Source organism: Alsobacter sp. R-9, from assembly GCF_054612375.1.
Genome location: NZ_JBTSWJ010000005.1, coordinates 271,005 through 295,234 on the forward strand (window position 1 = coordinate 271,005; position 24,230 = coordinate 295,234).

Below are 24,230 nucleotides of genomic sequence, written 5' to 3' on the forward strand. Positions count from 1 at the left end.
CGGCGCCGGAGACGAGCCGTGACGACGCTGCGCCTCATCCTCGGCGACCAGCTCACCCGGTCCGTTTCCGCGCTCCACGGCCTTGATCCGGCCCGCGACACGGTGCTGATGGTCGAGGTGGCAGACGAAACGCGCTACGTGCGGCATCACCGGCAGAAGATCGTGCTGGTCCTCTCGGCGATGCGGCACTTCGCCGCCGCCCTGCGCGCGGAGGGCATCCGGGTCGACTACGTGACGCTCGACGATCCGGACAACACCGGCTCGTTCACCGGCGAGGTGCGCCGCGCCATCGCGCGCCACCGCCCGGAACGCCTCGTCGGAACCGAGCCGGGCGAGTGGCGGGTGTGGGCGATGATGCGGGAGTGGTCGGCGCAGCTCGGCATTCCCGTCGAGATCCGCGAGGACGACCGCTTCTTCTGCTCGCGGGGCCGCTTCGCCCGCTGGGCCGGTGACCGCAAGACGTACCGCATGGAGTTCTTCTACCGGGAGATGCGGCGGGAGACCGGCTTCTTGATGCAACCGGACGGCGAGCCGGTCGGGGACCGCTGGAACTTCGACGCCGAGAACCGGCGCGCCCTGCCCGCTGGATACCGTGCGACGGAACGGCTGCGCTTCGCGCCGGACGCCGTGACGCGCGAGGTCATGGAACTCGTCGAACGGCGCTGCCCGGACCACTTCGGCGACCTCGACGGCTTCGGCTGGCCGGTCGACCGGGCCGGGGCGCTGCAGGCGCTGGAGCACTTCGTGACCGCCTGCCTTCCGTCCTTCGGCGACACGCAGGACGCGATGAAGGCGGGCGAGCCGTTCCTCAACCACGCGATGCTGTCACCCTGCCTCAACATCGGCCTGCTGACGCCGCGCGAGGTGTGCGAGGCGGCGGAGGCCGCGTGGGAGTCCGGGACGGCGCCGCTCAACGCCGTGGAGGGCTTCATCCGCCAGATTCTCGGCTGGCGGGAGTACGTGCGCGGCATCTACTGGCTGCGCATGCCCGACTACGCCGCGACGAACGCCCTGGGGGCCCACCGGCCGCTGCCATGGTTCTACTGGTCGGGCGAGACCGACCTGGCCTGCATCGCCTCGGTGGTGGACGAGACCCGGCGCAATGCGTACGCGCATCACATCCAGCGCCTGATGGTGACCGGCAACTTCGCGCTGCTGGCCGGGATCGACCCGGCGCAGGTGGAGGCGTGGTACCTTGCCGTCTATGCCGATGCCTTCGAGTGGGTGGAGCTGCCCAACACCCACGGCATGGCCCTGTTCGCCGACGGCGGGCTGCTGGCGTCGAAGCCCTACGCCGCGTCAGGGGCCTATATCGACCGCATGTCGGACTACTGCGACGGCTGCCGGTACGATCCTAAGTTGAAGACCGGGCCGAAGGCCTGCCCGTTCAACGTGCTCTACTGGCACTTCCTGATCGAGAACCGCGACGCACTGAGCCGCAACCCGCGCATGGCGATGCCGTACCGCACGCTCGACGCCATGCCTGCGAACCGGCGGGACACGATCGTCGCGGAGGCCCGGACCTTCCTGGACGGGCTCGACCGGCCCGGCGCGGCGCACCCGCGGCAGCTCGGGCTGGACCTGTAGCGGCCGCTAGATCCCGGCGAGCGCCTGCTCGAAGTCGGCGACGAGGTCGTCCGGATGCTCGAGGCCGGCGGAGAAGCGCAGCAGCCCGTCGCCGACGCCCATCTCGGCCCTCGCCTCCGGCGTGAAGCGCTGGTGCGTCGTGGTGGCGGGGTGGACGATCAGGGACTTCGCGTCGCCGAGGTTGTTGGAGATGCGGATGAGGCGCAGCGCGTCGAGCACGCGGAACGCCGCCGCCTTGCCGCCGCGGACCTCGAAGACCGCAAGGGTCGAGGCTCCCGACATCTGCCGGGCGATGATGTCGGCCTGCGGGTGGTCCGGCCGGCCGGGATAGATGAGGCGCGTGACCTCCGGACGCGCGGCGAGCCAGTCCGCCACGATGCCGGCGGTCTCGGTCTGGCGGCGCACGCGCAACGGCAACGTCTCAAGCCCCTTCAGCATCACCCAGGCGTTGAAGGGGGACATGGCCGGGCCGGTCTGGCGCAGGAGCGTGTGGTAGTTCTGGTCGATCAGCGCCTTCGACCCGAGGATGAGCCCGCCCAGACATCGACCCTGCCCGTCGATGTGCTTCGTCGCGGAGTAGACGACGCAGTCGGCGCCCAGCGCGAGCGGGCGCTGCCACAGCGGCGTGGCGAAGACGTTGTCGACGACGAGCCTCGCCCCGCACTCCCGGGCGATGGCGGCGACGGCGGCGATGTCGATGATCTCCAGGGTCGGGTTGGCCGGGCTCTCCAGGAAGAAGACCTTCGTCTCCGGCCTCACCGCGGCGCGCCAGGCGGCGAGATCGGTGCCGTCGACCAGCGTCGAGGCGACGCCGTAGCGCGGCAGGTGCTCCTCCACGACGTAGCGGCAGGACCCGAAGAGGGCGCGCGCGGCGACGACGTGGTCGCCAGCGCGCACGAGACCCATCAGCGCCGTCGTGACGGCGGCCATCCCCGTGGCGGTGGCGCGGCAGGCCTCGGCGCCCTCGAAGGCGGCCATGCGGGCCTCGAGCATCGCGACGGTGGGGTTGGAGAAGCGGGCGTAGATGAAGCCGGGGTCCTCGCCGGCGAATCGGGACTCGCACTGCCCGGCGCTGTCGTAGACGTGCCCCTGGGTGAGGAAGAGCGCCTCGGACGTCTCGCCGAACTGCGAGCGGAGGGTGCCCGCGTGAACGAGTTCGGTCTCGGGGTGGCGGGTGCGGACGGTGGCCATGCCTTATTACCTCTTCGGCGTGTTGTTCTCCGTACCGCAATCGGATCTGTTCGTAAATGCGAACGTTTCGTTTCTTTCGTCAAACGCGCTGGCCCGGACCTCGTCATCGGGATGCATATCGCGTCGCGACGACGCTATATGGACTGGATGACAGAAGGACCGGCCATGACCGACACCGCCGCCGCCAATCCGCTCCTCGACTCGTGGGCGACCCCCTTCAAGCTGCCGCCGTTCGACCGGATCAAGCCGGCGCATTTCCGGCCGGCCTTCGAGAAGGCCTTCGCCGACCACAAGGCGGAGATCGAGCGGATCGCCGGTAATCCCGCACCGCCGACCTTCGCCAACACCATCGACGCGCTGGAGCTCAGCGGCGAACTGCTGTCGCGCGTCGGCGGCGTGTTCTGGAACCTGGCGGGTTCCCACACCAATCCTGATCTTCAGGCCATCGAGCGGGAGATCGCTCCGGTCGCGGCGAAGCACTACAGCGACATCGGCATGAATGCCGGGCTGTTCGCGCGGATCGACGCCCTTCACGCGCAGGCGGGAACGCTCGACCTGACCGACGAGCAGCGGCGGGTGCTGGACCTGACGCACCGGCGGTTCGTGCGGTCCGGGGCGAAGCTGGCGACCCAGCACAAGGCGCGGCTCTCGCAGATCGTCGAGCGGCTGGCCACGCTCGGCACGCAGTTCAGCCAGAACGTGCTGGCCGACGAGGCCGGCTACCAGCTGGTGCTGGAGAGGGAGGAGGACCGCGCCGGCCTGCCGGACTGGCTGCTCTCGGCCGCCGCGCGCGTCGCGAGCGAGCGCGGGCTCCCCGGCAAGCACGTCATCACCCTGTCGCGGTCGATCATCGAGCCGTTCCTGCAGTTCTCGACGCGGGGCGACCTGCGCGAGGCGGCGTTCAAGGCGTGGATCAGCCGCGGCGAGACCGGCGGGCCGACCGACAACCGCGCCATCGTGGCCGAGACGCTGGCGCTGCGGGTGGAGCGGGCGAAGCTGCTCGGCTACCCCACCTTCGCGGCCTACAAGCTCGACGGCTCGATGGCGAGCACGCCGCAGGCGGTGAACGGGCTCCTCGAGCAGGTCTGGCCGCTGGCGCGCGCGCGAGCCGAGGAGGAGCGGCGCGAACTCGAGGCCATGGCCGGCGGGCCGGTCGACGCCTCGTCCTGGCGCTTCTGGTCGGACAAGGTGCGCAAGGCGCGCTACGACCTCGACGAGGCGGAGGTGAAGCCGTACCTGCAGCTCGACACCATGATCGAGGCGGCGTTCGACACCGCGACGAAGCTGTTCGGCGTCACCTTCGAGGAGCGTCGCGACCTCGCCCTCTACCACCCTGACGTGCGGGCCTGGGAGGTCAAGGACGAGCGGGGCCAACACGTCGCGCTGTTCCTCGGCGACTACTTCGCGCGGCCCTCGAAGCGCAGCGGGGCGTGGATGAGCGCCTTCCGGGGACAGCGCAAGCTCGGCGGCGACGTCCGTCCCATTATCGTCAACGTCCTGAACTTCGCGCAGGCGGCAGCGGGTGCCCCGACGCTGCTGAGCTTCGACGACGCCCGCACGATCTTCCACGAGTTCGGGCATGCCCTGCACGGCATGCTGTCGCAGGTGACCTATCCGTCCGTGGCGGGAACCTCGGTACCGCGCGACTTCGTCGAGTTCCCGTCACAGGTCTACGAGCACTGGCTGATGCGGCCCGAGGTCCTCTCGCGCTTCGCGATCCACGCCGAGACCGGGGAGGACATGCCGGCGTCGCTGCTGGAGCGAGTGCATCGGGCCCGCACCTTCGGACAGGGCGCCGCCACGGTGGAATACACCGCGTCCGCCATCGTCGACATGGAGTTCCACGCGCTGGAGGATCCGGCGACCGTTGATCCGATGGCCATGGAACGGTCGATCCTCGACCGGCTCGGCATGCCGGAGGGTCTCGTGATGCGGCACCGCACGCCGCACTTCGCGCACGTGTTCTCCGGAGACGGGTATTCCGCCGGGTACTACTCCTACATGTGGTCGGAGGTGCTCGACGCGGACGGATTCGCCGCTTTCGAGGACAGCGGGAACGTGTTCGACCCCGTGCTCGCCGCGCGGCTGAAGGACCACGTCTACGCGGCCGGCAACCGGCGCGACCCGGCCGAGGCCTACCGGGCGTTCCGCGGCCGCGACCCCGACGTGCAGGCGCTGCTGCGCAAGCGCGGCTTCCTCAGCGAGGTGGCGGAAGCGGGCGGCGAGGAGCGCTGATCAGAGCCCGATGAGGCGGTGCACGGCATCGGCGTCGCGGGCGAGGTCCGACGACGACCCGGTCCAGACCGTGCGTCCGCGCTCGATCACCACGTGCCGGTCGGCGATGCGCTTGAGCACGCCGAGGTTCTTGTCGACGAGCAGGATCGACTGCCCGGCCGCCTTCAGGTCCTCGATGCAGCGCCAGATCTCGGCGCGGATCACCGGTGCGAGGCCTTCCGTGGCCTCGTCGAGGATGAGGAGGCGCGGGTTCGTCATCAGCGCGCGGCCCACCGCCAGCATCTGCTGCTCGCCGCCGGACAGCGTGCGGGCGGACTGCCCCTGACGCTCGCCGAGCCGTGGAAACAGCGCGAAGATCCGCTCCAGCGTCCACGGGCTGGGCGACCCGAGGCGGTTGGCGGCGGTGGCGACAAGGTTCTCGCGCACCGTCAGCGTCGGGAACACCTGCCGCCCCTCCGGCACGAGCCCGATGCCGAGGCGGGCCACCGCGTCGGCCCGCCACCCGGCCACAGGCCGCCCCGCGAACGTGACCTCTCCCCCGCGCGGGCGGTTGAGACCCATGACGGCGCGGATCGTCGTGGTCTTGCCCATGCCGTTGCGGCCGAGCAGCGTCACGACCTCGCCCTCCGCGACGTCGAGCGACACGTCGAAGAGCACCTGGCTGGCGCCGTATCCGGCCTGGAGTCCGCGAACGCTCAGCATCAGGCGTCCCCGTCGCCGAGATAGGCCCGTTGGACCTCGGGATTGGCTTGGATTTCCGCGGCCGAACCGGTCGCGATGACGCGCCCGTAGACCAGCACCGAGATGCGGTCGGCGAGGGCGAACACGGTCTCCATGTCGTGCTCGACCAGCAGCATGGCGATGCCGCCCTTCAGCTCGGCGAGCAGATCAAGCATGCGGCGGCTCTCGACCGGGCCGAGCCCCGCCATCGGCTCGTCGAGCAGAAGCAGGCGCGGCGCACCGGCGAGGGCAACGGCCAGCTCCAGCTGCTTGCGCTCGCCGTGGGACAGCGACGACACCGTGACGCGGGAGCGGGCGCCAAGGCCGACGCGGTCCAGCAGCGCGGCCGCCGGCTCGGTCAGCGACGGGTCGCGGTCGGCGCGGGCGAAGAAGCGGAAGCTGTGGCCCTGCCGCGCCTGCACGGCGAGCGCGACGTTGGCGAGCGCCGTCTCGTCGTTGAGGAGTTGCACGATCTGGAAGGTGCGGCCCAGCCCATGCCGCACCCGCTCCGGCGTGCGCCAGGCCGTGATGTCGTCGCCGTCGAAGCGGATCGAGCCCGCGTCGGGCCGCAGCTCACCCATCAGCTGGCCGATGAAGGTGGTCTTGCCGGCCCCGTTCGGGCCGATCACCGCGTGCAATTCCCCCTCGCCGATGGTCAGCGAGATGCCGTCGCTGGCGGTGAGGCCGCCGAAGCGCTTGGTGAGGCCCTCGACACGCAGGAGCGGATCAGCCACGCCCGCCTCCCCACCGCGCGAGCAGGCCGCCGAGCCCGCCGCGCATGAACAGCACGATGAGCACGAGCACCGGCCCGAGGACGACCTGCCAGTGCTCGGTCCACGAGGCGAGCGCCGTCTCCAGCCCGATCAGCACCACGGCGCCGAGGGCGGGGCCGAACAGGGTGCCGACGCCGCCGAGGATCACCATGATCATGAGTTCGCCGGACTGCGTCCAATGCAGCATGTCGGGGCTGGCGAAGCGGCCGAAATTGGCGAGCAGCGCTCCGGCGAGGCCCGTTCCCATGCCGGACAGGACGAAGGCCGTGAGCTGGTAGCGGTAGACGCCGATGCCCATGGCGGCCATGCGCCGCTCGCTCTGGCGGATGCCGCGCAGGACGGCGCCGAAGCGCGAGCGCACGATGCGCGCCAGGAGCGCGTACCAGAGGACGGCGACGACGAGGCAGACGAAATAGAACGTCGTGTCGTCGCGCATGTTCAGGCCGCCCGGCAGCGCATTGCGACGGCGGATGATGAGGCCGTCGTCGCCGCCATAGGCCTTCAGCGAGACGAACAGGAAGAACACCATCTGGGCGAAGGCCAGGGTGATCATGATGAACTGGATGCCGCCCGTGCGCAGGCTCAGCGCGCCGATGACGGCGGCGGCGAGGCCGGCCATGACCATGGCGACCGGCAGCGTCACCAGCATCTGCTCGGTCCCCGGGATGAAGCCGAACAGCGGCTCGCGCAGGTGGGCGAAGAGGATGCCGACGGTGTAGGCGCCGACGCCGAGGAAGGCCGCGTGGCCGAAGCTCACCATGCCGCCGTAGCCCAGCGCCAGGTTGAGGCTGCCGGCGGCGATGGCGAAGATCACCATGCGGGTGGCGAGCGTCACCAGCGACGGGTCGCCCAGCACCGTGGCGGCGAACGGCAGCGCGACGAGCGCGGCCAGCACCGCCAGCATCGCCACGGCGCGGCGTCCGTCGCCGGCGGAGGAACCCGCGTCAGCCATGGGCGGGGAACAGGCCGCGGGGGCGCACGAGCAGCACCGCCGCCATCAGGATGTAGACGCCCATCGAGGACAGGCCGGCGCCCAGCGCGTCCGCCTCCGGACCCGTGGTGAGCGTGCGCAGGATCCCCGGCAGGAACGCGCGCAGCAGCGTGTCGACGAGGCCGACGAGCAGCGCGCCGAGGAAGGCGCCGCGCACCGAGCCGACGCCGCCGATGACGACCACGACGAAGGTGAGGATGAGGATGCGCTCGCCCATGCCGACCTGCACGGCGCTGAGCGGGCCGGTCATCAGCCCGGCGAGGCCGGCGAGCAGCGCGCCGAGGCCGAAGACGAGCGTGTAGACGAGGCGGATGTCGATGCCGAGCGCCTGCACCATCTCCCGGTTGGTGGCGCCCGCCCGCACGATCATGCCGAGCCGGGTCCGGTTGATCAGAACGTAGAGCCCCGCCGCGACCGCGAGCCCGACGCCGATGATGACGAGACGGTAGACGGGGTAGGTGAGGCCCGGCAGCAGCGTCACGGCCCCGTCGAGCATCGGCGGCACGGTGACGAAGAGCGGCTGGCGCCCGACGAACACCACCGTCAGCTCGTTGAGGAAGAGGATCAGGCCGAAGGTGGCCAGCACCTGGTCGAGGTGGTCGCGGTCGTAGAGCCGCCGGATGACGAGGAACTCGACCAGCATGCCGACCGCGCCGGCGGCCGCGAGGCCCGCCATCGCGGCGGCGACGACGCTGCCCGTGCGGGCGGCGACGAGCGCCGCCGCATAGGCGCCGACCATGTAGAAGGAGCCATGGGCAAGGTTGATGATGCCCATGATCCCGAAGATGAGGGTGAGGCCGGCGGCCAGCAGGAACAGCGTGACGCCGAACTGCAGGCCGTTCAGCACCTGCTCGATGATCAGCGTCATCGCCGTCCGCTCCCTGGCGCCGGCCTTCTGTCAGGTCCTCAGAGCTTGCACTGGGCGGCGTAGAAGTCGCCGTGGTTGGTCATCACCTTGCCCTTGGTGACGATCGCGGGCTTGCCGTCGGCGCCCTTCTCGACCTTCAGCGCGTACCAGTCCTGCACGGGGTGCTGGTTCGGGCCGAACTTGAAGTTGCCGCGGATGGACTTGAAGTCCGCCTTGAGCATCGCCGTGCGGAAGGCTTCGGTATTGTCGACGTTGCCGTTGGTCGCCTTGAGGGCGGCGCCGATGGCGAGCGCCGTGTCCCAGCCCTGCTGGGCGTAGTAGGTCGGGACGCGGTTGAACTTCTTCTGGAACGCCTCGACGAAGGCCTTGCTCTCCGGGATGTCGAGGTCGGTGTTCCACTGCGCCGTCAGGTTGACGCCGAGCGCCGCGTCGCCCACGGCCGCGAGCGTCGTCGAGTCCATCGACGGGGAGGCGACCACCATCGGGATGGTGATGCCCGACTGCGCGTACTGCCGCATGAAGGCGATGCCGAGGCCACCCGGGTGGAACTGGAACACCACGTCGGGGTTGGCGGCGCGGATCTGCGCGAGCTCCGCGGCGAAGTCCGTCTGGTCGAGCTTGGTGTAGATCTCGCCGGCGATCTGGCCCTTGAAGTAGCGCTTGAAGCCGTCGAGCGCGTCCTTACCGGCCTGGTAGTTCGGGGCGAGGATGAACGCCTTCTTGTAGCCGAGGTTGGTGGCGTTCTGGCCGGCGCTCTCGTGCAGGCTGTCGTTCTGCCAGGAGACGACGAAGTAGTTCCGGTGGCACTCCTTGCCGGCGAAGTTCGACGGGCCCGCATTGGGGCTGACGTAGATGCCGCCGCCGTCCAGCACGTCCGGCACCACGGCGCCGGCGACGTTCGAGAAGACGATGCCGGTGAGCAGCTTCACCTTGTCGCCCTTCATGAACTTGTCGGCGATCTGCTTGCCCTGGCCGGGCTTCAGCGCGTCGTCCTCGACGAGCAGCTGCACCGGAACGCCGCCCAGCTTGCCGCCACCCTGCTCGATGGCGAGCTGGAAGGCGTCACGGATGTCGGCGCCCAGGTACCCGCCGGGACCCGAGAGCGTCGTGATCATTCCGATCTTCACCGGCTGCTGGGCCAGGGCCGGCATGGCCGCGATAGCGGCGATGCCGAAGGCGGCCAGCGAACGGAAACCCATGCGCATGTCGTACCTCCCGTTGTGGGCCGCCGGGCTGCGTCTCGACCGCATTCACCCGTGCCCGATGGGCCGAAGCCCGATCCAGATATTTAACATCTAAAATAATTCGCGGCCATCAGGCAATGGGGTTCCTCGGCCTTTCGCGCAGCTTAGCCGAACCCCGGACGGGGCCAAGGGGGGCCGGCGGCGGGAAGGCACGGGACCGATGGAACCGGGAGCGGTGGCGCGCGTTGAATCGGTCGCCCCGGCCATTGCCGGGCGGGGCTGCCGCGGAGATCTCGACCGGATGACGGGCGACGCGGCCGCTCCGGTGCGGCCCGACAGTACTCCCACCCCCGACTACCGGGCGCTGTTCGCGAGCGCGCCGAACCCCTACGTGCTGCTCGATCCTGCCCTTCGCATCGTGGACATGAACGACGCCTACCTCGCGGCGACCATGAGCCGGCGGGAGGCCATCGTCGGCAAGGGGATCTTCGATGCCTTTCCCGACGGAGAGCCCGACGCTGGCGGCCGGGGCTCCGAGATCGTGCGACAGTCGCTGCTGAAGGTCGTCGAGGATGGTCGCCCCGACCATCTTCCGGTCGTCGCCTACTCCATCCGGACCGCGAGCGGCGCCTTCGAGCGGCGCATGTGGAGCGCGACGCACGTCCCGATCCTCGACGAGCGGGGCCGCACGGCCTTCGTGCTCCAGAACACCGTCGACATCACGGACGTCATCCGGCGCCAGGCGGACACGGCCGGGGATCACCAGACGGCAGGGGAAATCCTCGGCCGCGCCCGGGCGGTCCAGGCCGTCAACCGCTCCCTCTGGGCGGAAAGGGCCCAATTGCGTCGCCTCTTCGAGCAGGCCCCGGGGTTCATGGCCGTGCTGCGCGGCCCCGATCTCGTGTTCGAACTCGCCAATGCCGCCTTCATGCGGCTCGTGGGGCGCGACGACCTCGCGGGCCGGCCGGTGCGGCATGCGCTGCCGGAGGTCGAGGGGCAGGGGTTCATCGAGCTGCTGGCGGACGTATCGCGCACCGGCGAGCCCTTTGTCGGCCGGGGCATGCCGATCCTCCTGCAGCCCTCGGCGGAAGGCCCGCCCGAGGAGCGCTTCGTCGACTTCGTCTACCAGCCGGTGATGGGCCGCTCCGGCGCCGTCGACGGCATCTTCGTCCAGGGACACGACATCACCGAGCAGAAGAAGGCGGAGGCGGCGCTGCGCGAGCTCGCATCCACCCTCGAGGCGCGGATCGGCGAGCGCACGGCGGCGCTGGAGCATGCCCATGGCGCCCTGCGCGCGGTGAACGCCAACCTCGAGGCGATCGTCGCCGCCCGCGTCGCGGACCTGAAGGCCGCGAACGAGGAGATCCAGCGCTTCGCCTACATCGTCAGCCACGACCTGCGCTCGCCGCTGGTCAACGTGATGGGGTTCACCAGCGAACTGGAGGACGCCAGGTCCGTCGTCGCGCAGTGGCTCGAGACGATCGAGACCGCCGTTCCCCCTGCCGTCAGCGCGGCCGTCGGGGAGGACATCCCCGAGGCCATCGCCTTCATCCGCGCGTCGACGGGGCGCATGGACCGGTTGATCAACGCCATCCTGCGCCTGTCCCGCGAAGGGCGCCGGACGCTCGCTCCGGAGACGATCCGGCTGCGCGAGCTCGTGGCGTCGCTGGCCGAGAGCCTCGCACCCCGCGCTGACGCGACTGGGGCGAGCGTGACCGTCGGCGACCTTCCTGACGTGGTCAGCGACCGGCTGGCACTCGAGCAGGTGTTCGCCAACCTCCTCGACAACGCGCTCAAGTACCTCCGGCCCGACGTGCCGGGACGCATCCACGTGCGCGGCTGGGAGGACGGGCCCAACATCCGCGTCGCCGTGGTCGACAACGGCCGCGGCGTGGAGGCGCGGGATTTCGAACGCATCTTCGACCTGTTCCGCCGCGCCGGCGCGCAGGATGTCCCCGGGGAAGGGATCGGGCTCGCCCATGTCCGTGCGCTGGTGCGCCGGCTGGGCGGCGTCGTGTCCCTGTCGAGCGAACCGGGCGAGGGAACGACATTCATCGTGACGCTGCCGCGGGTCCTCGCCGCGCCGGACGTCGGGGAGGCCGCCTGACCATGCCACGCCAGCAACCGGTCACGATCATCATGGTCGAGGACGACGAGGGCCACGCGCGCCTGATCGAGAAGAACATCCGCCGGGCAGGCGTGTGCAACGACATCCTGCACTTTCCCGACGGGACCTCCGTGCTCCGGCACCTGTCGACGGACCTGGCGCGGGGAGGGCCGATGTTGATCCTGCTCGACCTCAACCTGCCCGACATGAGCGGGACCGACATCCTCGCCCGCCTGAAGAGCGACGAGACACTGCGCCGGGCCCCCGTGGTGGTGCTGACGACGACGGACGACCAGCGCGAGGTCCAGCGCTGCTACGACCTCGGCTGCAACGTCTACATCACCAAGCCCGTCGAGTACGAGACCTTCGCCCAGGCCATCCGGCAGCTGGGGCTCTTCCTGTCGGTGATGCAGGTGCCCGAGACCCCGTGACCGCCGTCGAACCCTTCCCCGCGCTGCGGATCCTCTACGTCGATGACGACCCGGCCCTGGGACGCCTGGTCGAGCGGCAGCTCGGTCGCCGCGGCTTCTCCGTCACCCATGCCGGGGACGGCGAGCAGGGTCTGCGCCTGCTCGACCAGACCGGCTTCGACGCCGTCGGGCTCGACCACTTCATGCCCGGCCGTACGGGCATCCAGCTGCTGGACGACATCCGCCTGCGGCCGGACGCCCCCCCCGTCATCATCGTCACCGGGGCGGACGAGGGCCGGATCGCCGTCGCGGCGCTGAAGGCGGGTGCAGCCGACTACGTCATCAAGGACGTGGACGGCGCCTTCGTGGACCTCTTCGAGACCGCCGTCGTCCAGGCCGTCCAGCAGCGGAGGCTGGAGCGCGACAAGGAGAGGGCGGAACGCGAGATGCGCGAGGCCCGCGAGCGCGCGGAGATCCTCCTGCGCGAGGTGAACCACCGCGTCGCCAACAGCCTGCAGCTCGTCGCCTCGCTGGTGACCATGCAGCAGAAGACCGCAGGGCTCGATCCGGCCGCGCGGGGAGCACTGGTGGAGGCGCACAACCGCATCCACGCCATCGCGCAGGTGCACCGGCGCCTCTACACCTCCGACGACGTGCGCTTCGTGGCGCTGGACGCCTACCTGCAGGGTCTCGTCGAGGAGCTCGAGGCGGCCATGAAGGCCAGCGGCCGGGCCCACGACATCCTGGTCTCGGCACAACCCGTGCGGGTGGCCACCGACAAGGCCGTGAGCCTCGGCGTCATCGTCACCGAGCTCGTCACCAACGCCTTCAAGTACGCCTACCCCGAGGGTGTCCGGGGCACGATCCGCATCCGGCTGGTGCGCGAGAACAGCCTCTGCCGGCTCGAGGTCGAGGACGACGGCGTCGGCTGGACGGGCGCCGGAAAACCCCAGGGCAGCGGGCTCGGGACGCGGATCGTCCGGGCCATGACGAGTTCGCTCGGGACCCGGGTCAGCTACCGCGACAGGGCGCAGGGCACCTGCGCCGTGCTGGAGTTCGAACCCTAGCCGGCGACCGTAGGCGGCTTGCCCGCGCGCGTCAGACGTCGAGGTTGGAGACGCTCAGCGCGTTGCTCTGGATGAAGTCGCGGCGGGGATCGACGACGTCGCCCATCAGCTTGGTGAAGATGTCGTCCGCGTCGGCGACCTCCTTCACCCGCACCTGCAGCAGGGAACGGACCGAGCGGTCGAGGGTCGTCTCCCACAGCTGCTCGGGATTCATCTCGCCGAGGCCCTTGTATCGCTGCAGGGTCAGGCCCTTGCGGCCGACGGCGGTCATCGCGTCGAACAGACTGACCGCCCCCGTGACGAGGCTCTCGTCGCCCTTGCGGACCAGCCGGGCCGGCGCCGCGAACACGTCGCGCAGGGAGCGGGCGTGCTCGTCGATCTTGCGGGCGTCGGCGGAGGCCAGAAGCGCCGCGTCGATCGTCGCGACCGAGCGGACGCCCCGCAGCGTGCGCTCGAAGACGAAGCCGTCGTTCTCGATCGAGCCCGACCAGCCCCGCTCGATCTCGTCGGCCACGAGGTCGAGGCGCCTGACGATATCGGCCACCGCGGCGGCGGCCGCCTCGGCGCTGGCGATCGGCCGGAGCGCCCCGGCGAGCGCCACCTGCTCGACGACGGAGCGGTCGTAGCGAGAATGGAGGCCGTTCAGCAGGTTGCGGACGATGCGGGCCTCCTCGACGAGGTGGCGCAGGTCCTGCCCGGCACGGTCCTCGCCATGGGAGAGGCGCAGGACCGCGCCGTCGACGCCCTGGTCGATCAGGTAGTCCTCCAGCGCCCGCTCGTCCTTCAGGTAGGACTGCGACTTGCCGCGCGTGACCTTGTAGAGCGGCGGCTGGGCGATGAAGAGGTGGCCGCGGTCGATCAGGTCCGGCATCTGCCGGAAGAAGAACGTCAGCAGGAGCGTGCGGATGTGGCTGCCGTCCACGTCCGCGTCCGTCATGATGATGATCTTGTGGTAGCGCAGCTTGTCGGCGTTGAACTCCTCCTTGCCGATGCCCGTGCCGAGCGCGGTGATCAGCGTTCCGATCTCCTGGCTGGACAGCATCTTGTCGAAGCGGGCGCGCTCGACGTTGAGGATCTTGCCGCGCAGCGGCAGCACCGCCTGGTATTCCCGGTTGCGACCCTGCTTGGCGGAGCCACCGGCGGAGTCACCCTCGACGATGAAGAGCTCGGCCTTGGCCGGGTCCCTCTCCTGGCAGTCGGCGAGCTTTCCGGGCAGGGACGCGATGTCGAGGGCGCCCTTGCGCCGGGTGAGCTCGCGCGCCTTGCGGGCCGCCTCGCGCGCCGCCGCCGCCTCGACGACCTTGCCGACGATGCTGCGGGCCTCGCTCGGGTTCTCCTCGAACCAGACGCGCAGCGCCTCGTTGAGGACGCTCTCGACGACGGGGCGCACCTCCGAGGACACGAGCTTGTCCTTGGTCTGCGACGAGAACTTGGGATCGGGCACCTTGACCGACAGCACGGCGGTGAGGCCCTCGCGGCAGTCCTCCGCGGTGGGGGCGACCTTCTCCTTCTTGGTGAGCCCCGAGGACTCGCCGTAGCCGGTCACCTGCCGCGTCAGCGCGGCGCGGAAGCCGGCGAGGTGCGTGCCGCCGTCGCGCTGGGGGATGTTGTTCGTGAAGCAGAGCACGTTCTCGTGGTAGCTGTCGTTCCACCACAGCGCGGCCTCGACGGTAATGCCGTCGCGTTCCGACCTGACCATCAGCGGCGCACCGATGATCGCCGTCTTGGCACGGTCGAGGTAGCGCACGAAGGCCTCGAGCCCGCCCTCGTAGATCATCTCCTCGCGGCGCACCTCGGCGTGCCGGCTGTCGGTCAGGATGATCCGCACGCCCGAGTTGAGGAACGCCAGTTCCCTCAGCCTGTGCTCCAGGGTGTCGTAGTCGAACTCGACCTGCGTGAAGGTCAGCGGAGACGGCAGGAAGGTCACCTCGGTGCCCCGCCGGCCGCTGGCCTCGCCGGTGACGGCCAGCGGCGCGTCGGCGTCACCGTGCGAGAAGGTCATGGCGTGCTCGAGTCCGTTGCGCCAGATGCGCAGGCGCAGCCACGACGACAGGGCGTTGACCACCGACACGCCGACGCCGTGGAGACCGCCGGAGACCTTATAGGAGTTCTGGTCGAACTTACCGCCCGCGTGCAGCTGGGTCATGATGACCTCGGCCGCGGAGACGCCCTCCTCGGGGTGGATGTCGGTCGGAATGCCGCGCCCGTTGTCCGTGACGGTGCAGGAGCCGTCGGCGTTCAGGGTCACCGTCACCTCGGTCGCGTGGCCGGCCAGCGCCTCGTCGATGGCGTTGTCCACGACCTCGTAGACCATGTGGTGCAGGCCCGAGCCGTCATCGGTGTCGCCGATATACATGCCGGGGCGCTTGCGGACGGCATCCAGGCCCTTGAGAACCTTGATGGATTCCGCGCCATAGGCGTCAGGGGCATCCTCGCGGCGGGCTGGCTCGGCCATCATCTCTCCAGAAGCGGTTCAGAGGCAGGGATCAAGCGGCGCGAAGCCGTTGATTCGCAGTGGAAATCATAAGGACAAACGGGGGCTTTTTCACGGCCGGAGAGGGCTTTTCCCCGCCCTCAGGCGCGCGTCGCGATCGCCGCTGCCGCGCCGGCCATGACCAGCCCGGACGTGCGGTTGATCGTGCGGATCGCCTGCGGGCTCGTGAACAGGCGCCGGGCCCTCGCAGCCAGCGCCACGTAGCCGCCGAAGACGACGGCGAGAACCCCGGCCGTGACGGCCACCAGCTCGGCATAACCAAGGCCGTCGAGGGCGGTCATGTCGATCAGGCTGGGCAGGAGCGCCAGGTAGAACACCATCACCTTGGGGTTGCCCATGGTGACGGACAGGCCGGCGAGAAAGAGCCGCAGCGGCTTTTCGGCCGGCACGCCGGCCTCCAGCACCTGCGTCTGGACGGGCGCGGACCACAACTTCCACGCGAGGAAGAGCAGGTAGGCGGCGCCGACGTACTTGATCACGAGGAACACGCCGTGGAAGGCGGAGGCGAGGGCCGCGAGGCCGGTGACCGCCACCGTCAGCCAGACGATGTCGCCCATGGCGACGCCGGCCGTGAAGGCGAGCGCCCCGCCGGTGCCCCGACCGAGCACACGCGCGACGATGGCCGCGATGCCGGGGCCCGGCGAGGCCGCGGCCACGAAGAGGGCAAGGGCGAAGACCGCAAGGCTCTCGAACGTCATGCGCCCCTTATAGGGGCGACCCGCCCCGGCGTCACCTCGAACGTCCGGGACCCGGCCGGAAGGGCCGCAAAGGCCGCCGGATCGGCGCCGGTCATCCACACCTGCACCCCGAGGTCGCTCAGGATGGCGAACAGCGCCCCGCGGCGGCGAGGGTCGAGGTGGGCTGCGACCTCGTCGAGCAGGACGATCGGCCCGGTTCCCGTCATCGCCGCCACGAGCCGGGCGTGCGCGAGCACGATCCCCACCAGCAGGGCCTTCTGCTCTCCCGTCGAGGCCTGCGCCGCGGCGACATTCTTGGGTCCGTGACGAACCGTGAGGTCGGAGGTCTGCGGCCCCGTCAGCGTCCGCCCGGCGGCCCGGTCCCGGGCGCGGCCGGCGCGCAGCCAGTCGCGGAACAGGTCCTCGACATCGATCGCCGAGCGCGTCGCGAGTTCGGCCTCGAGCGCACCGTCCAGCGCCACCGCTGCCCAGGGGAACGGCGAGGCGCCCTCGCGGCCGGCGGCGACGAGTGCCGACAGCCGCTCGACGGCCTCCCGCCGCGCGGCGGCCACCGCGACGCCGGTTTCCGCCACCTCGCGTTCCACCGCGTCCAGCCAGCGCGGGTCGGCGCGCTCGTCCTCCAGAAGCCGGTTGCGCGACCGCAGCGCGCGTTCCAGGGCATTGACGCGCGTTCCGTGCGTTGCATCGACGGCGAGGACCAGCCGGTCGAGGAACCGGCGACGATCGCCGGCGGGCCCGGTGAAGAGGCCATCGAGTGCGGGCGTGAGCCAGACGAGGCGCAGGTGGTCGGCGAAGGCGGCGGGCGACGAGGCGGGGGCGCCGTCGATGCGGCAGCGGCGGGCAAGCCCCTCCCCGTCGGCGCGTTCGGTGCCGGTGCCGAGGCGCCGGCCGGTCCCGGCGAGCCTGACGGATACGGAAAAGGTGCCGTCGCCCGGCACCCGCGCCATCTCGCCGAGCTCGGCGCGCCGCAGGCCGCGGCCCTGCGAGAACAGCGAGATGGCCTCGAGGATGTTGGTCTTCCCCGCTCCGTTCTCGCCGACCAGGGCCACCATGCGCCCGTCGACGTCGAGATCGAGCGCCGCGTAGGAGCGGAAATTCGCCAGAACGAGGCGGTCGATCGCCGGTGCGGCGCCGCCGTCGGCGGTGTGGGGCTCGGTCACGTCCGGCATGGGCCCTCGGTTCCGCCGCTCCGGCGCGCGGCGACGGGCGCCGAGGCGGGGATCAGACCCGCATCGGCATCAGCACGTAGAGCGCGCTCGCGCCCTCGCGATCCTGGATCAGCGTTGGCGAGCCCGGATCGGCGAGCCGGAACAGCGCCGTGTCGCCCTCCAGTTGCGCGGCGATGTCGAGCAGGTAGCGGGCATTGAAGCCGATGTCGATGGCGGGGGCGTCGTAGTCGACCTCCAGCTCCTCGACCGCCGAACCCGAGTCGGGGTTGGTCACCGAGAGCGTCAGGCGCCCGTCCGCCAACGCCATCTTTACGGCGCGGCCGCGTTCCGAGGAGATGGTCGACACGCGGTCCACGGCCGCGGCGAAGTCGCCCTTGTCGACCGTGAGGTGCTTGTCGTTCCCGCTGGGGATGACGCGCTGGTAGTCGGGGAACGTGCCGTCGATCAGCTTCGAGGTGAGGACCACGGCGCCCAGCGTCAGGCGGATCTTGGTGGGCGACAGCTCGACCGTCACCTCCTCGCCGGCATCGTCGACGAGCTTGATGATCTCGGCGACCGCCTTGCGCGGCACGATCACGCCCGGCATCCCGGCCGCCGACGGCGGCGCATCGGTCTCGACGCGGGCGAGGCGGTGGCCGTCGGTCGCGACGGCCCGCAGCACCGGCCGGCCGTTGCTGTCCATCGTGTGGAGGTAGATGCCGTTGAGGTAGTAGCGGGTCTCCTCGGTGGAGATCGCGAACTGCGTCTTCTCGATGAGGCGCTTGAGCTCCGTCGCCTTCAGCGTGAAGCGATGGCCCATGTCGCCGGCGGCGAGATCGGGGAAGTCGGATTCCGGCAGCGCCTGCAGGTTGAAGCGGGACCGGCCCGAGCGGATGAGGATCTGCGCGGTGTCCCCGGTCATCTCCAGCGACACCTGCGACCCGTCCGGCAGCTTGCGGACGATGTCGTAGAGCACGTGCGCGGGCACCGTGGTGGCGCCGGCGTGGGCGACGTCGGCCGCGATGCTCTCCGTCACCTCCAGGTCGAGGTCGGTGGCGCGCAGGCTGAGCTCACCCGCCTCCGCGCGGATGAGCACGTTGGACAGGATCGGGATGGTGTTGCGTCGCTCGACGACGCGATGGACGTGCCCCAGCGACTTGAGCAGGGCGCTACGTTCGATCGTGACCTTCATGTCCGTTCCCGAGAGCCTGGAGGCGGTCTCCCGCGCGGGTCGCCGCGCGGGACAGGCACATTGGCGTGCGCCCCGGCGGCGTGCAAGCTTCAACGGCGCGAAAGCGCGGCCGTTGCTGGGGTTTTCACAGGAACCGCGCCGGCAGGGCTATTCCTGCAGCATCCGCTTCAGGAGCTCGATGTCCTCGCGCAGCGTCGGGTCGGCTCCCACGGCGTTCTCGATCTTGCGGACGGCATGAAGAACCGTGGTGTGGTCGCGCCCCCCGAAGCGCCGGCCGATCTCCGGCAGGGACCGCAGCGTGAGCTGCTTCGACAGGTACATCGCGATCTGCCGCGGCTTGACCACGCCCGCCGACCGGCGCGACGAGAGGATATCGGCCCGGCTGACATTGTAATGGGTCGCCACCAGCTTCTGGATGTCCTCGATGCGCACCTTGCGGGGCTCGCGGGAGCGAACGAGGTCGCGGATCGCGGTCTCGGCAATTTCCACCGTCAGCGCCGCGCCCGTCAGCGTCGTGTGCGCGAGCAGGCGGTTGACGGCGCCGTCGAGGTCGCGGCCGTTCGTCGTGATGGCCCGGGCGACGTAGGTCAGCACCTGCGCGTTCACGTCGAAGCCCGGCTGGTGGACGCGGGCCGCGGCGATCCGCGCCTCGAGGATCTTCACCCTCAGGGCCTCGTCGAGCGCCCCCATCTCGACCACGAGGCCGCCCGCGAGGCGCGAGCGCACCCGCTCGTCGAGGCTCTCCAGGTCGCCCGGTGGGCGGTCGGCGGCGATGACGACCTGCCGCCCGGCGTCGATGAGGGCGTTGATGGTGTGACAGAACTCCTGCTGGATCGACTTGCCCTGCAGGAACTGGACGTCGTCGATGACGAGGAGGTCGATGCCTCGCAGGCGCTCCTTGAAGGCGAGCGCCGTCTGCGCCTTCAGCGCGGCGACGAAGCCGTACATGAAGCGGTCAGCGGTCAGGTAGATCACCCGACGGTTGGCGGCGAGGACCTCGTGGGCCACGGCCTGCAGGAGGTGCGTCTTTCCCAGGCCCACCGCGGAATGGATGTAGAGCGGGTTGTAGAGCGGCGCGGCGCCCGCCTCGATGCGGGCCACGCGTTCGGCTGCGGCATGCGCCAGCGCGTTGGATTTCCCGACGAGGAAGCTCGAGAACGTCAGGCGCCGGTCGAGCGGGGAACCCTGGATCCCGTCGAGCTCGGTCGCGGGCGTCCTGTCGGCGACCGGCACGGCCATGACCGCGGCGGGCCGCTCGGCCACCGGATGGCGCCCGTTCACCGCGCCGGCGCCCTGGGCGACGGCCGGAGGCTCGGCCGCGGTGCGGGCGTGGGCCCGCGTCATGGCCCCGCGGAAGCCGAGCGTGATGTCGCGCACGCCCTCGATCTCCGCCGAGGCGAGCGAGCGCACCTTGTCGAGGTAGTGCGACTGGATCCAGCTCTTGAGGAAGCGCGTCGGCACCGTGAGGTGCGCCACGCCGTCGCTGACACCGACCAGCTCGAGCCGGCCGAACCAGCTGGAGAAGACGTCATCGCCGAGTTCGGCCCGAAGACGCCTGAGGACCCGCTCGAACGCCTGGTCCCGATCCGCACGCTGCTGCTCGAGGCTGCCGATATCCGTCATCGCCAGCTCCGCCGCCACCTGTTCTGATTGAAGCATCGACATGACCTCGCGCGCGCCGTCTGTCACCGGTGCGCACCGCTGTTCCAAAGAAATCGGTTTCGGTTTCTGAGGCGGCCTCGGCCGCCGGGGCGCCCGTTCAGAGGGCCTTCAACACGACCGGCCGGGAGGCGCCGATTGATCAACCCGAAGGGGGCGCGAGCTCATGACGTCCACCAGCTCCCGATCCTTCCGACAATGATCCGTCTTGCGCCGCACGGTCCGCCCCTCCTGAATTCCGCCGGCACGCCGCCGCGTTGGCCTCAACGCGCGCCGGACAATCCGCCCCTGTTCAACAGCCAATACGCATTTGACAAACGCAAATGTCACTCGACGTTTACGCAACAAACCGTCGTCCCCGGAATCCGGGAGCGATTACTTCGGTCGTTTTTGTTGAAACCTTGGGGCCGGGCCCCGAGGTGAGGTCAACTTACACAGCGGGGTGGGGGGGTGCAACACGACTCAACCCCCCCGGCAGGCCGCCGGGACCCCACGGCCGTGTCCAAGCTGGCGGGCGCCGCGCCAACCTTTTGACACCGTTCAGAATTCCTTAAGCTTCAGCCAACCGGGGCGCCGCGACCTTTTTTTTGCCGCCTCAGCCGCCCGTCCCGCCGAAGGGGCCGGATTCAAAGTCCCCCTCTCCGCTTGTCCCGTAAGCTCTTGGGATTTAGGCATTTTTCTTGTCCGCTGGAGGCACGTAACCCCCGGCCGTCCGCGTCAATTTCGACACTTCGATGTCAATGGGTAAATGGACGGGGAACGACCGCCAAAGGATACATCGCAGGCGTCTGATGCAAGATTGCAACGCCGCGAAGAGGGGCGCGCGGGCACAAAAAAAGCCCGGCCAGAAGCCGGGCTCGAAGACGTCAAGTCGCCGCTAGACAATCGAAGTCTAGCGCGAGCTTTCAACCGTTGATGGAGCTGATCGCGTGGGCCAGGCGCGAGACCTTCCGCGACGCGGTGTTGCGGTGGACGATGCCCTTCTGCGCGGCCCGCATCAGGATCGGCTCCGCTGCCTTGAAGGCCTCGGCGGCCGCCGTCTTGTCGCCCGCGCGGATCGCCTCCTCGACCTTCTTCACGAAGGTGCGCATGCGCGAACGGCGGTTGCGGTTGATGGCGGTGCGGCGCGCGATCTTGCGGGTCGCCTTCTTCGCCGAAGTCGTGTTGGCCATCGGTCGTCCTCAGTCGCGCCCGCGTGCCGTCCCGGAGGACCATGACCGGCGCGGAAATGGTGAAAGGGTCACGGCCCGGGCGAGGCCCGGCCGCTGTGAGTGCGCGCTTATAGCGACGCTGCCCCCGTGCGTCAACGGGTCAGCCGCCGGCAAGCAGGCCCGCCACGGCCCGGCGCCACGGATTGGCCGGGTCGAGCAGCAGGCGCGCGGCCGTGGCGCAGCAGACCAGGATCAGGAGCGGACGGATCAGCGCGGCGCCCTTCCGCATGGCGAGGCGCGATCCGAGCTGGGCGCCGACCATCGCCGACACGCCCATCGCGAGCCCCACCGGCCAGACGGCCAGCCCCACCGCGATGTAGAAGAGCAGGGAGGCCACGTTGCTGGCGGCATTCAGCAGCTTGGTGTGCGCGGTGGCCCGCACGAGGCCGAGGCCGAGGAGGGTGACGAAGCCCACCATATAGAAGGAGCCGGCCCCGGGACCGAAGATCCCGTCGTAGAAGCCCACCACGGGGGCGACCGTCAGGGCGAAGAGCCATGGCGGCATCCGGCGCCGCACATCGGCCTCGCCCATGCGCGGGCCCAGCCAGAAGTAGAGCGCCACGCTGACCAGCAGCACCGGGACCGCGGCGGCGAGCAGCGTCGGCGACAGCAGCCGGACGGCACCGGCACCGGCGACGGAGCCGACGGCGGCGGCGGCGGCCATGGGCAGCGCGTCGCGCCAGTCGATCCGTCCCGCCCGGGCGAAGGCCACGGTGGCCGAGAGGGTGCCGAAGGATCCCTGCAGCTTGTTGGTCGCCACCGCGGCGACGGGATCGAAGCCCGCCAGCAGCAGCGCCGGTACCGTCAGCAGGCCTCCGCCGCCCGCAATGGCGTCGAAGAACCCTGCACACAGCGCCACGGCGGCCAGCGCCGCGACGGTCTCCAGCCCGATCTCCACCCCCGATATCCGGCGACGGTCAGCGGTTGCCGAACGCGGGCTTCCGCTTCTCGGCGAAGGCGGCCATGCCTTCCTTCTGGTCGGCGGTGGCGAACATCGCGTGGAACACCCGCCGCTCGAAGCGGATGCCCTCGGCGAGCGTCGTCTCGTAGGCGCGGTTGACGCTTTCCTTCGTCATCATGGCGATGGGCAGCGACATGCCGGCGATCGCCGCGGCCGTCCGCAGCGCATCGTCGACGAGATCGGCAGCGGGGACGACCCGCGAGACGAGGCCGGACCGCTCGGCCTCGGCCGCGTCCATCATGCGTCCGGTCAGGCACATCTCCATCGCCTTCGCCTTGCCGACGAAGCGGGTCAGGCGCTGCGTGCCGCCGGCGCCCGGCATCACGCCGAGCTTGATCTCGGGCTGGCCGAACTTCGCCGTGTCGGCGGCGATGATGAAGTCGCACATCATCGCCAGCTCGCAGCCGCCGCCGAGCGCGAAGCCGGCCACCGCCGCGACGATCGGCTTGCGCCGCGCCGCCACCCGGTCCCACGCGGTGATGAAGTCGTCGAGGTAGGTCGCCGGATAGGTCTTGTCCTGCATCTCCTTGATGTCGGCGCCGGCGGCGAAGGCCTTTTCGGAGCCGGTGATCACGATGCAGCCGATGCCGGGGTCCTTCTCGAAGCCGTCGAGGGCCTCGTTCAGTTCGGCGACGAGGGCGGAGTTGAGCGCATTGAGCGCCTGCGGCCGGTTGAGGCGGACAAGGCCGACCTTGCCGTGCGTCTCGACCAGAATGTTCTCGTAGGCCATCGCGGTTCCTCCCGTTCGAAGGCAAGGGCTAGCCGAGTGCCGGCGCCGCCGCAAGGAGGCGACGGGTGCCGACGGCGCAGGGCGGGTCAGCGCTGGCACACCCCGCAATAGAAGGTCGAGCGACCGGACTGGACGGTCCGGCGCACGACCCCGCCGCAACCGGGGGTGGGGCAGGGCTGCCCCTCCCGGTCGTAGACGCGGAAGGCGTGCTGGAAGTAGCCGAGCGAGCCGTCCGTGTGGGCATAGTCGCGCAGGGTGGAGCCGCCCGCCGCCACCGCCTCCTCGAGCACCGCGCGGATCGCTGCCGCGAGCCGCGTCGCCCCGGCGGTGGGGCTGCCGTCCCTGCGCGTTAGCGTGCCGGCTGCGCGGCGCGGCGAGAGGCCGGCGCGGTGGAGCGCCTCCGACACGTAGATGTTGCCGAGCCCCGCGATCAGGCGCTGGTCCAGCAGCGCGGCCTTCAGCGGTGCCGCCTTCCCCGCGAAGAGACGCGCCAGGAGTTCTCCGTCGAGTGCGTTGCCAAGAGGCTCGACGCCGATGCCCCTGAAGAGGGGGTGTTCCTCGAGGGCGGAGCGCCGCACGAGCGTCATGAAGCCGAAGCGGCGCGCGTCGTTGTAGGTCACGCGGGCGCCGTTCGAGAGGTGGAACACGACGTGGTCGTGGGCCGCGAGCCCTCCGGCCTCGTGGTGGAACTCGCCCGGCCGGACGTCGCCCTCCGGCAGCGCCACGGTGAACCGGCCGGTCATCCCGAGGTGCATGACCAGCACTTCCCCGTCGTCGAGATCGGCGAGGAGATACTTGGCGCGGCGGCCGAGGGCCATGATCGTCCGGCCCTGCAGGCGGGCGGCGAAGCCGTCCGGAAAGGGGAACCTCAGGTCGGCGCGGCGCTGCTCGACCCGCTCGAGCCGCGCGTCGACCATGGCCGGCGCCAGGCCGCGCCTCACCGTCTCCACCTCGGGCAGTTCGGGCATGCGCCCCTCCTCCGGGCCCGCCGGGGGCCGCACGAA

20 protein-coding genes are annotated in these 24,230 nt (G+C 70.3%); 5 read left to right on the forward strand and 15 right to left on the reverse strand.

The genetic code is table 11. The features are described 5' to 3' along the window. The first annotated feature begins 18 nt into the window (after positions 1–18). Entirely contained in the window at positions 19–1,587 is a 1,569-nt protein-coding gene (locus tag ACX9GQ_RS10885; protein WP_459629549.1) for a cryptochrome/photolyase family protein, read from the forward strand. A gap of 6 nt (positions 1,588–1,593) precedes the next feature. On the opposite strand, the gene ACX9GQ_RS10890 is transcribed toward ACX9GQ_RS10885, so the two are convergent. Further along, positions 1,594–2,778, reverse strand: coding sequence for an O-succinylhomoserine sulfhydrylase (locus ACX9GQ_RS10890; RefSeq protein ID WP_459629550.1), 1,185 nt, complete (start codon positions 2,776–2,778; stop codon positions 1,594–1,596). 165 nt (positions 2,779–2,943) lie between these two features. Between ACX9GQ_RS10890 and ACX9GQ_RS10895 the strand changes: the two genes are divergently transcribed. Beyond that, the gene (locus ACX9GQ_RS10895) at positions 2,944–5,013 is read left to right on the forward strand and encodes a M3 family metallopeptidase (RefSeq protein ID WP_459629551.1); all 2,070 of its coding nucleotides are present in this window, start codon (positions 2,944–2,946) and stop codon (positions 5,011–5,013) included. Here ACX9GQ_RS10895 and ACX9GQ_RS10900 read toward each other — a convergent pair whose 3' ends face one another. Genes ACX9GQ_RS10900 through ACX9GQ_RS10920 form a run of 5 tightly spaced genes read right to left on the reverse strand, consistent with a single transcriptional unit; the run spans position 5,014 to position 9,564 of the window. Continuing rightward, a complete protein-coding gene (locus tag ACX9GQ_RS10900) occupies positions 5,014–5,715 on the reverse strand; it encodes an ABC transporter ATP-binding protein (RefSeq protein WP_459629552.1) in 702 nt (233 codons plus the stop codon). It lies immediately after the preceding gene. After that, positions 5,715–6,467 carry an ABC transporter ATP-binding protein gene (locus ACX9GQ_RS10905; protein WP_459629553.1) on the reverse strand — a complete coding sequence of 251 codons (753 nt, stop codon included), beginning with the start codon at positions 6,465–6,467 and terminating at the stop codon, positions 5,715–5,717. The genes ACX9GQ_RS10900 and ACX9GQ_RS10905 overlap by 1 nt, the downstream gene beginning before the upstream one ends. After that, the gene (locus ACX9GQ_RS10910; protein WP_459629554.1) at positions 6,460–7,458 is read right to left on the reverse strand and encodes a branched-chain amino acid ABC transporter permease; all 999 of its coding nucleotides are present in this window, start codon (positions 7,456–7,458) and stop codon (positions 6,460–6,462) included. Before ACX9GQ_RS10910 ends, ACX9GQ_RS10905 begins: the two co-directional genes overlap by 8 nt. After that, positions 7,451–8,365 (reverse strand): branched-chain amino acid ABC transporter permease, encoded by a 915-nt coding sequence (locus ACX9GQ_RS10915; protein ID WP_459629555.1) that lies wholly within the window; start codon positions 8,363–8,365, stop codon positions 7,451–7,453. Before ACX9GQ_RS10915 ends, ACX9GQ_RS10910 begins: the two co-directional genes overlap by 8 nt. A 38-nt stretch (positions 8,366–8,403) precedes the next feature. Next, positions 8,404–9,564 carry an ABC transporter substrate-binding protein gene (locus tag ACX9GQ_RS10920; RefSeq protein ID WP_459629600.1) on the reverse strand — a complete coding sequence of 387 codons (1,161 nt, stop codon included), beginning with the start codon at positions 9,562–9,564 and terminating at the stop codon, positions 8,404–8,406. A gap of 286 nt (positions 9,565–9,850) precedes the next feature. Here ACX9GQ_RS10920 and ACX9GQ_RS10925 point away from each other — a divergent pair, with 286 nt between their 5' ends. Genes ACX9GQ_RS10925 through ACX9GQ_RS10935 form a run of 3 tightly spaced genes read left to right on the forward strand, consistent with a single transcriptional unit; the run spans position 9,851 to position 13,133 of the window. Further along, positions 9,851–11,656 (forward strand): ATP-binding protein, encoded by a 1,806-nt coding sequence (locus ACX9GQ_RS10925; RefSeq protein WP_459629556.1) that lies wholly within the window; start codon positions 9,851–9,853, stop codon positions 11,654–11,656. Positions 11,657–11,658: 2 nt separating this feature from the next. Further along, positions 11,659–12,087 (forward strand): response regulator, encoded by a 429-nt coding sequence (locus tag ACX9GQ_RS10930; protein ID WP_459629557.1) that lies wholly within the window; start codon positions 11,659–11,661, stop codon positions 12,085–12,087. Next, entirely contained in the window at positions 12,084–13,133 is a 1,050-nt protein-coding gene (locus ACX9GQ_RS10935; protein WP_459629558.1) for a sensor histidine kinase, read from the forward strand. The genes ACX9GQ_RS10930 and ACX9GQ_RS10935 overlap by 4 nt, the downstream gene beginning before the upstream one ends. 31 nt (positions 13,134–13,164) lie before the next feature. Here ACX9GQ_RS10935 and gyrB read toward each other — a convergent pair whose 3' ends face one another. The 9 genes from gyrB to mutM form a co-directional block, all read right to left on the reverse strand. Beyond that, positions 13,165–15,588 (reverse strand): DNA topoisomerase (ATP-hydrolyzing) subunit B, encoded by a 2,424-nt coding sequence (gene gyrB, locus ACX9GQ_RS10940; protein ID WP_459629559.1) that lies wholly within the window; start codon positions 15,586–15,588, stop codon positions 13,165–13,167. 119 nt (positions 15,589–15,707) lie between these two features. Next, positions 15,708–16,325 carry a LysE family translocator gene (locus ACX9GQ_RS10945; protein ID WP_459629560.1) on the reverse strand — a complete coding sequence of 206 codons (618 nt, stop codon included), beginning with the start codon at positions 16,323–16,325 and terminating at the stop codon, positions 15,708–15,710. Then, positions 16,322–17,494, reverse strand: a complete 1,173-nt coding sequence (recF, locus tag ACX9GQ_RS10950) for a DNA replication/repair protein RecF (RefSeq protein ID WP_459629561.1) — start codon at positions 17,492–17,494, stop codon at positions 16,322–16,324. Before recF ends, ACX9GQ_RS10945 begins: the two co-directional genes overlap by 4 nt. Positions 17,495–17,546: 52 nt before the next feature. Next, positions 17,547–18,665, reverse strand: a complete 1,119-nt coding sequence (gene dnaN, locus ACX9GQ_RS10955; protein ID WP_459629562.1) for a DNA polymerase III subunit beta — start codon at positions 18,663–18,665, stop codon at positions 17,547–17,549. Between the two features lie 147 nt (positions 18,666–18,812). Continuing rightward, complete coding sequence (gene dnaA / locus ACX9GQ_RS10960) at positions 18,813–20,288, reverse strand: chromosomal replication initiator protein DnaA (RefSeq protein ID WP_459629601.1); 1,476 nt, start codon at positions 20,286–20,288, stop codon at positions 18,813–18,815. Between the two features lie 941 nt (positions 20,289–21,229). After that, complete coding sequence (gene rpsT / locus ACX9GQ_RS10965) at positions 21,230–21,496, reverse strand: 30S ribosomal protein S20 (protein WP_459629563.1); 267 nt, start codon at positions 21,494–21,496, stop codon at positions 21,230–21,232. 139 nt (positions 21,497–21,635) lie between these two features. Then, positions 21,636–22,433, reverse strand: a complete 798-nt coding sequence (locus ACX9GQ_RS10970; RefSeq protein ID WP_459629564.1) for a TSUP family transporter — start codon at positions 22,431–22,433, stop codon at positions 21,636–21,638. 19 nt (positions 22,434–22,452) lie between these two features. Further along, positions 22,453–23,226, reverse strand: coding sequence for an enoyl-CoA hydratase (locus tag ACX9GQ_RS10975; protein WP_459629565.1), 774 nt, complete (start codon positions 23,224–23,226; stop codon positions 22,453–22,455). An 86-nt stretch (positions 23,227–23,312) separates the two neighbouring features. Continuing rightward, entirely contained in the window at positions 23,313–24,194 is an 882-nt protein-coding gene (gene mutM, locus ACX9GQ_RS10980; protein WP_459629566.1) for a bifunctional DNA-formamidopyrimidine glycosylase/DNA-(apurinic or apyrimidinic site) lyase, read from the reverse strand. Between the last annotated feature and the right edge of the window lie 36 nt (positions 24,195–24,230).

What these genes read in the sequence shown, in the direction of transcription:
- ACX9GQ_RS10890 (WP_459629550.1), bottom strand. Translation starts at nt 2,778, where the DNA reads ATGGCCACCGTCCGCACCCGCCACCCCGAGACCGAACTCGTTCACGCG.
- ACX9GQ_RS10895 (WP_459629551.1), top strand. Translation starts at nt 2,944, where the DNA reads ATGACCGACACCGCCGCCGCCAATCCGCTCCTCGACTCGTGGGCGACC.
- ACX9GQ_RS10900 (WP_459629552.1), bottom strand. Translation starts at nt 5,715, where the DNA reads ATGCTGAGCGTTCGCGGACTCCAGGCCGGATACGGCGCCAGCCAGGTG.
- ACX9GQ_RS10910 (WP_459629554.1), bottom strand. Translation starts at nt 7,458, where the DNA reads ATGGCTGACGCGGGTTCCTCCGCCGGCGACGGACGCCGCGCCGTGGCG.
- ACX9GQ_RS10915 (WP_459629555.1), bottom strand. Translation starts at nt 8,365, where the DNA reads ATGACGCTGATCATCGAGCAGGTGCTGAACGGCCTGCAGTTCGGCGTC.
- ACX9GQ_RS10920 (WP_459629600.1), bottom strand. Translation starts at nt 9,564, where the DNA reads ATGGGTTTCCGTTCGCTGGCCGCCTTCGGCATCGCCGCTATCGCGGCC.
- ACX9GQ_RS10925 (WP_459629556.1), top strand. Translation starts at nt 9,851, where the DNA reads ATGACGGGCGACGCGGCCGCTCCGGTGCGGCCCGACAGTACTCCCACC.
- ACX9GQ_RS10930 (WP_459629557.1), top strand. Translation starts at nt 11,659, where the DNA reads ATGCCACGCCAGCAACCGGTCACGATCATCATGGTCGAGGACGACGAG.
- gyrB (WP_459629559.1), bottom strand. Translation starts at nt 15,588, where the DNA reads ATGGCCGAGCCAGCCCGCCGCGAGGATGCCCCTGACGCCTATGGCGCG.
- ACX9GQ_RS10945 (WP_459629560.1), bottom strand. Translation starts at nt 16,325, where the DNA reads ATGACGTTCGAGAGCCTTGCGGTCTTCGCCCTTGCCCTCTTCGTGGCC.
- recF (WP_459629561.1), bottom strand. Translation starts at nt 17,494, where the DNA reads ATGCCGGACGTGACCGAGCCCCACACCGCCGACGGCGGCGCCGCACCG.
- dnaN (WP_459629562.1), bottom strand. Translation starts at nt 18,665, where the DNA reads ATGAAGGTCACGATCGAACGTAGCGCCCTGCTCAAGTCGCTGGGGCAC.
- dnaA (WP_459629601.1), bottom strand. Translation starts at nt 20,288, where the DNA reads ATGACGGATATCGGCAGCCTCGAGCAGCAGCGTGCGGATCGGGACCAG.
- rpsT (WP_459629563.1), bottom strand. Translation starts at nt 21,496, where the DNA reads ATGGCCAACACGACTTCGGCGAAGAAGGCGACCCGCAAGATCGCGCGC.
- ACX9GQ_RS10975 (WP_459629565.1), bottom strand. Translation starts at nt 23,226, where the DNA reads ATGGCCTACGAGAACATTCTGGTCGAGACGCACGGCAAGGTCGGCCTT.
- mutM (WP_459629566.1), bottom strand. Translation starts at nt 24,194, where the DNA reads ATGCCCGAACTGCCCGAGGTGGAGACGGTGAGGCGCGGCCTGGCGCCG.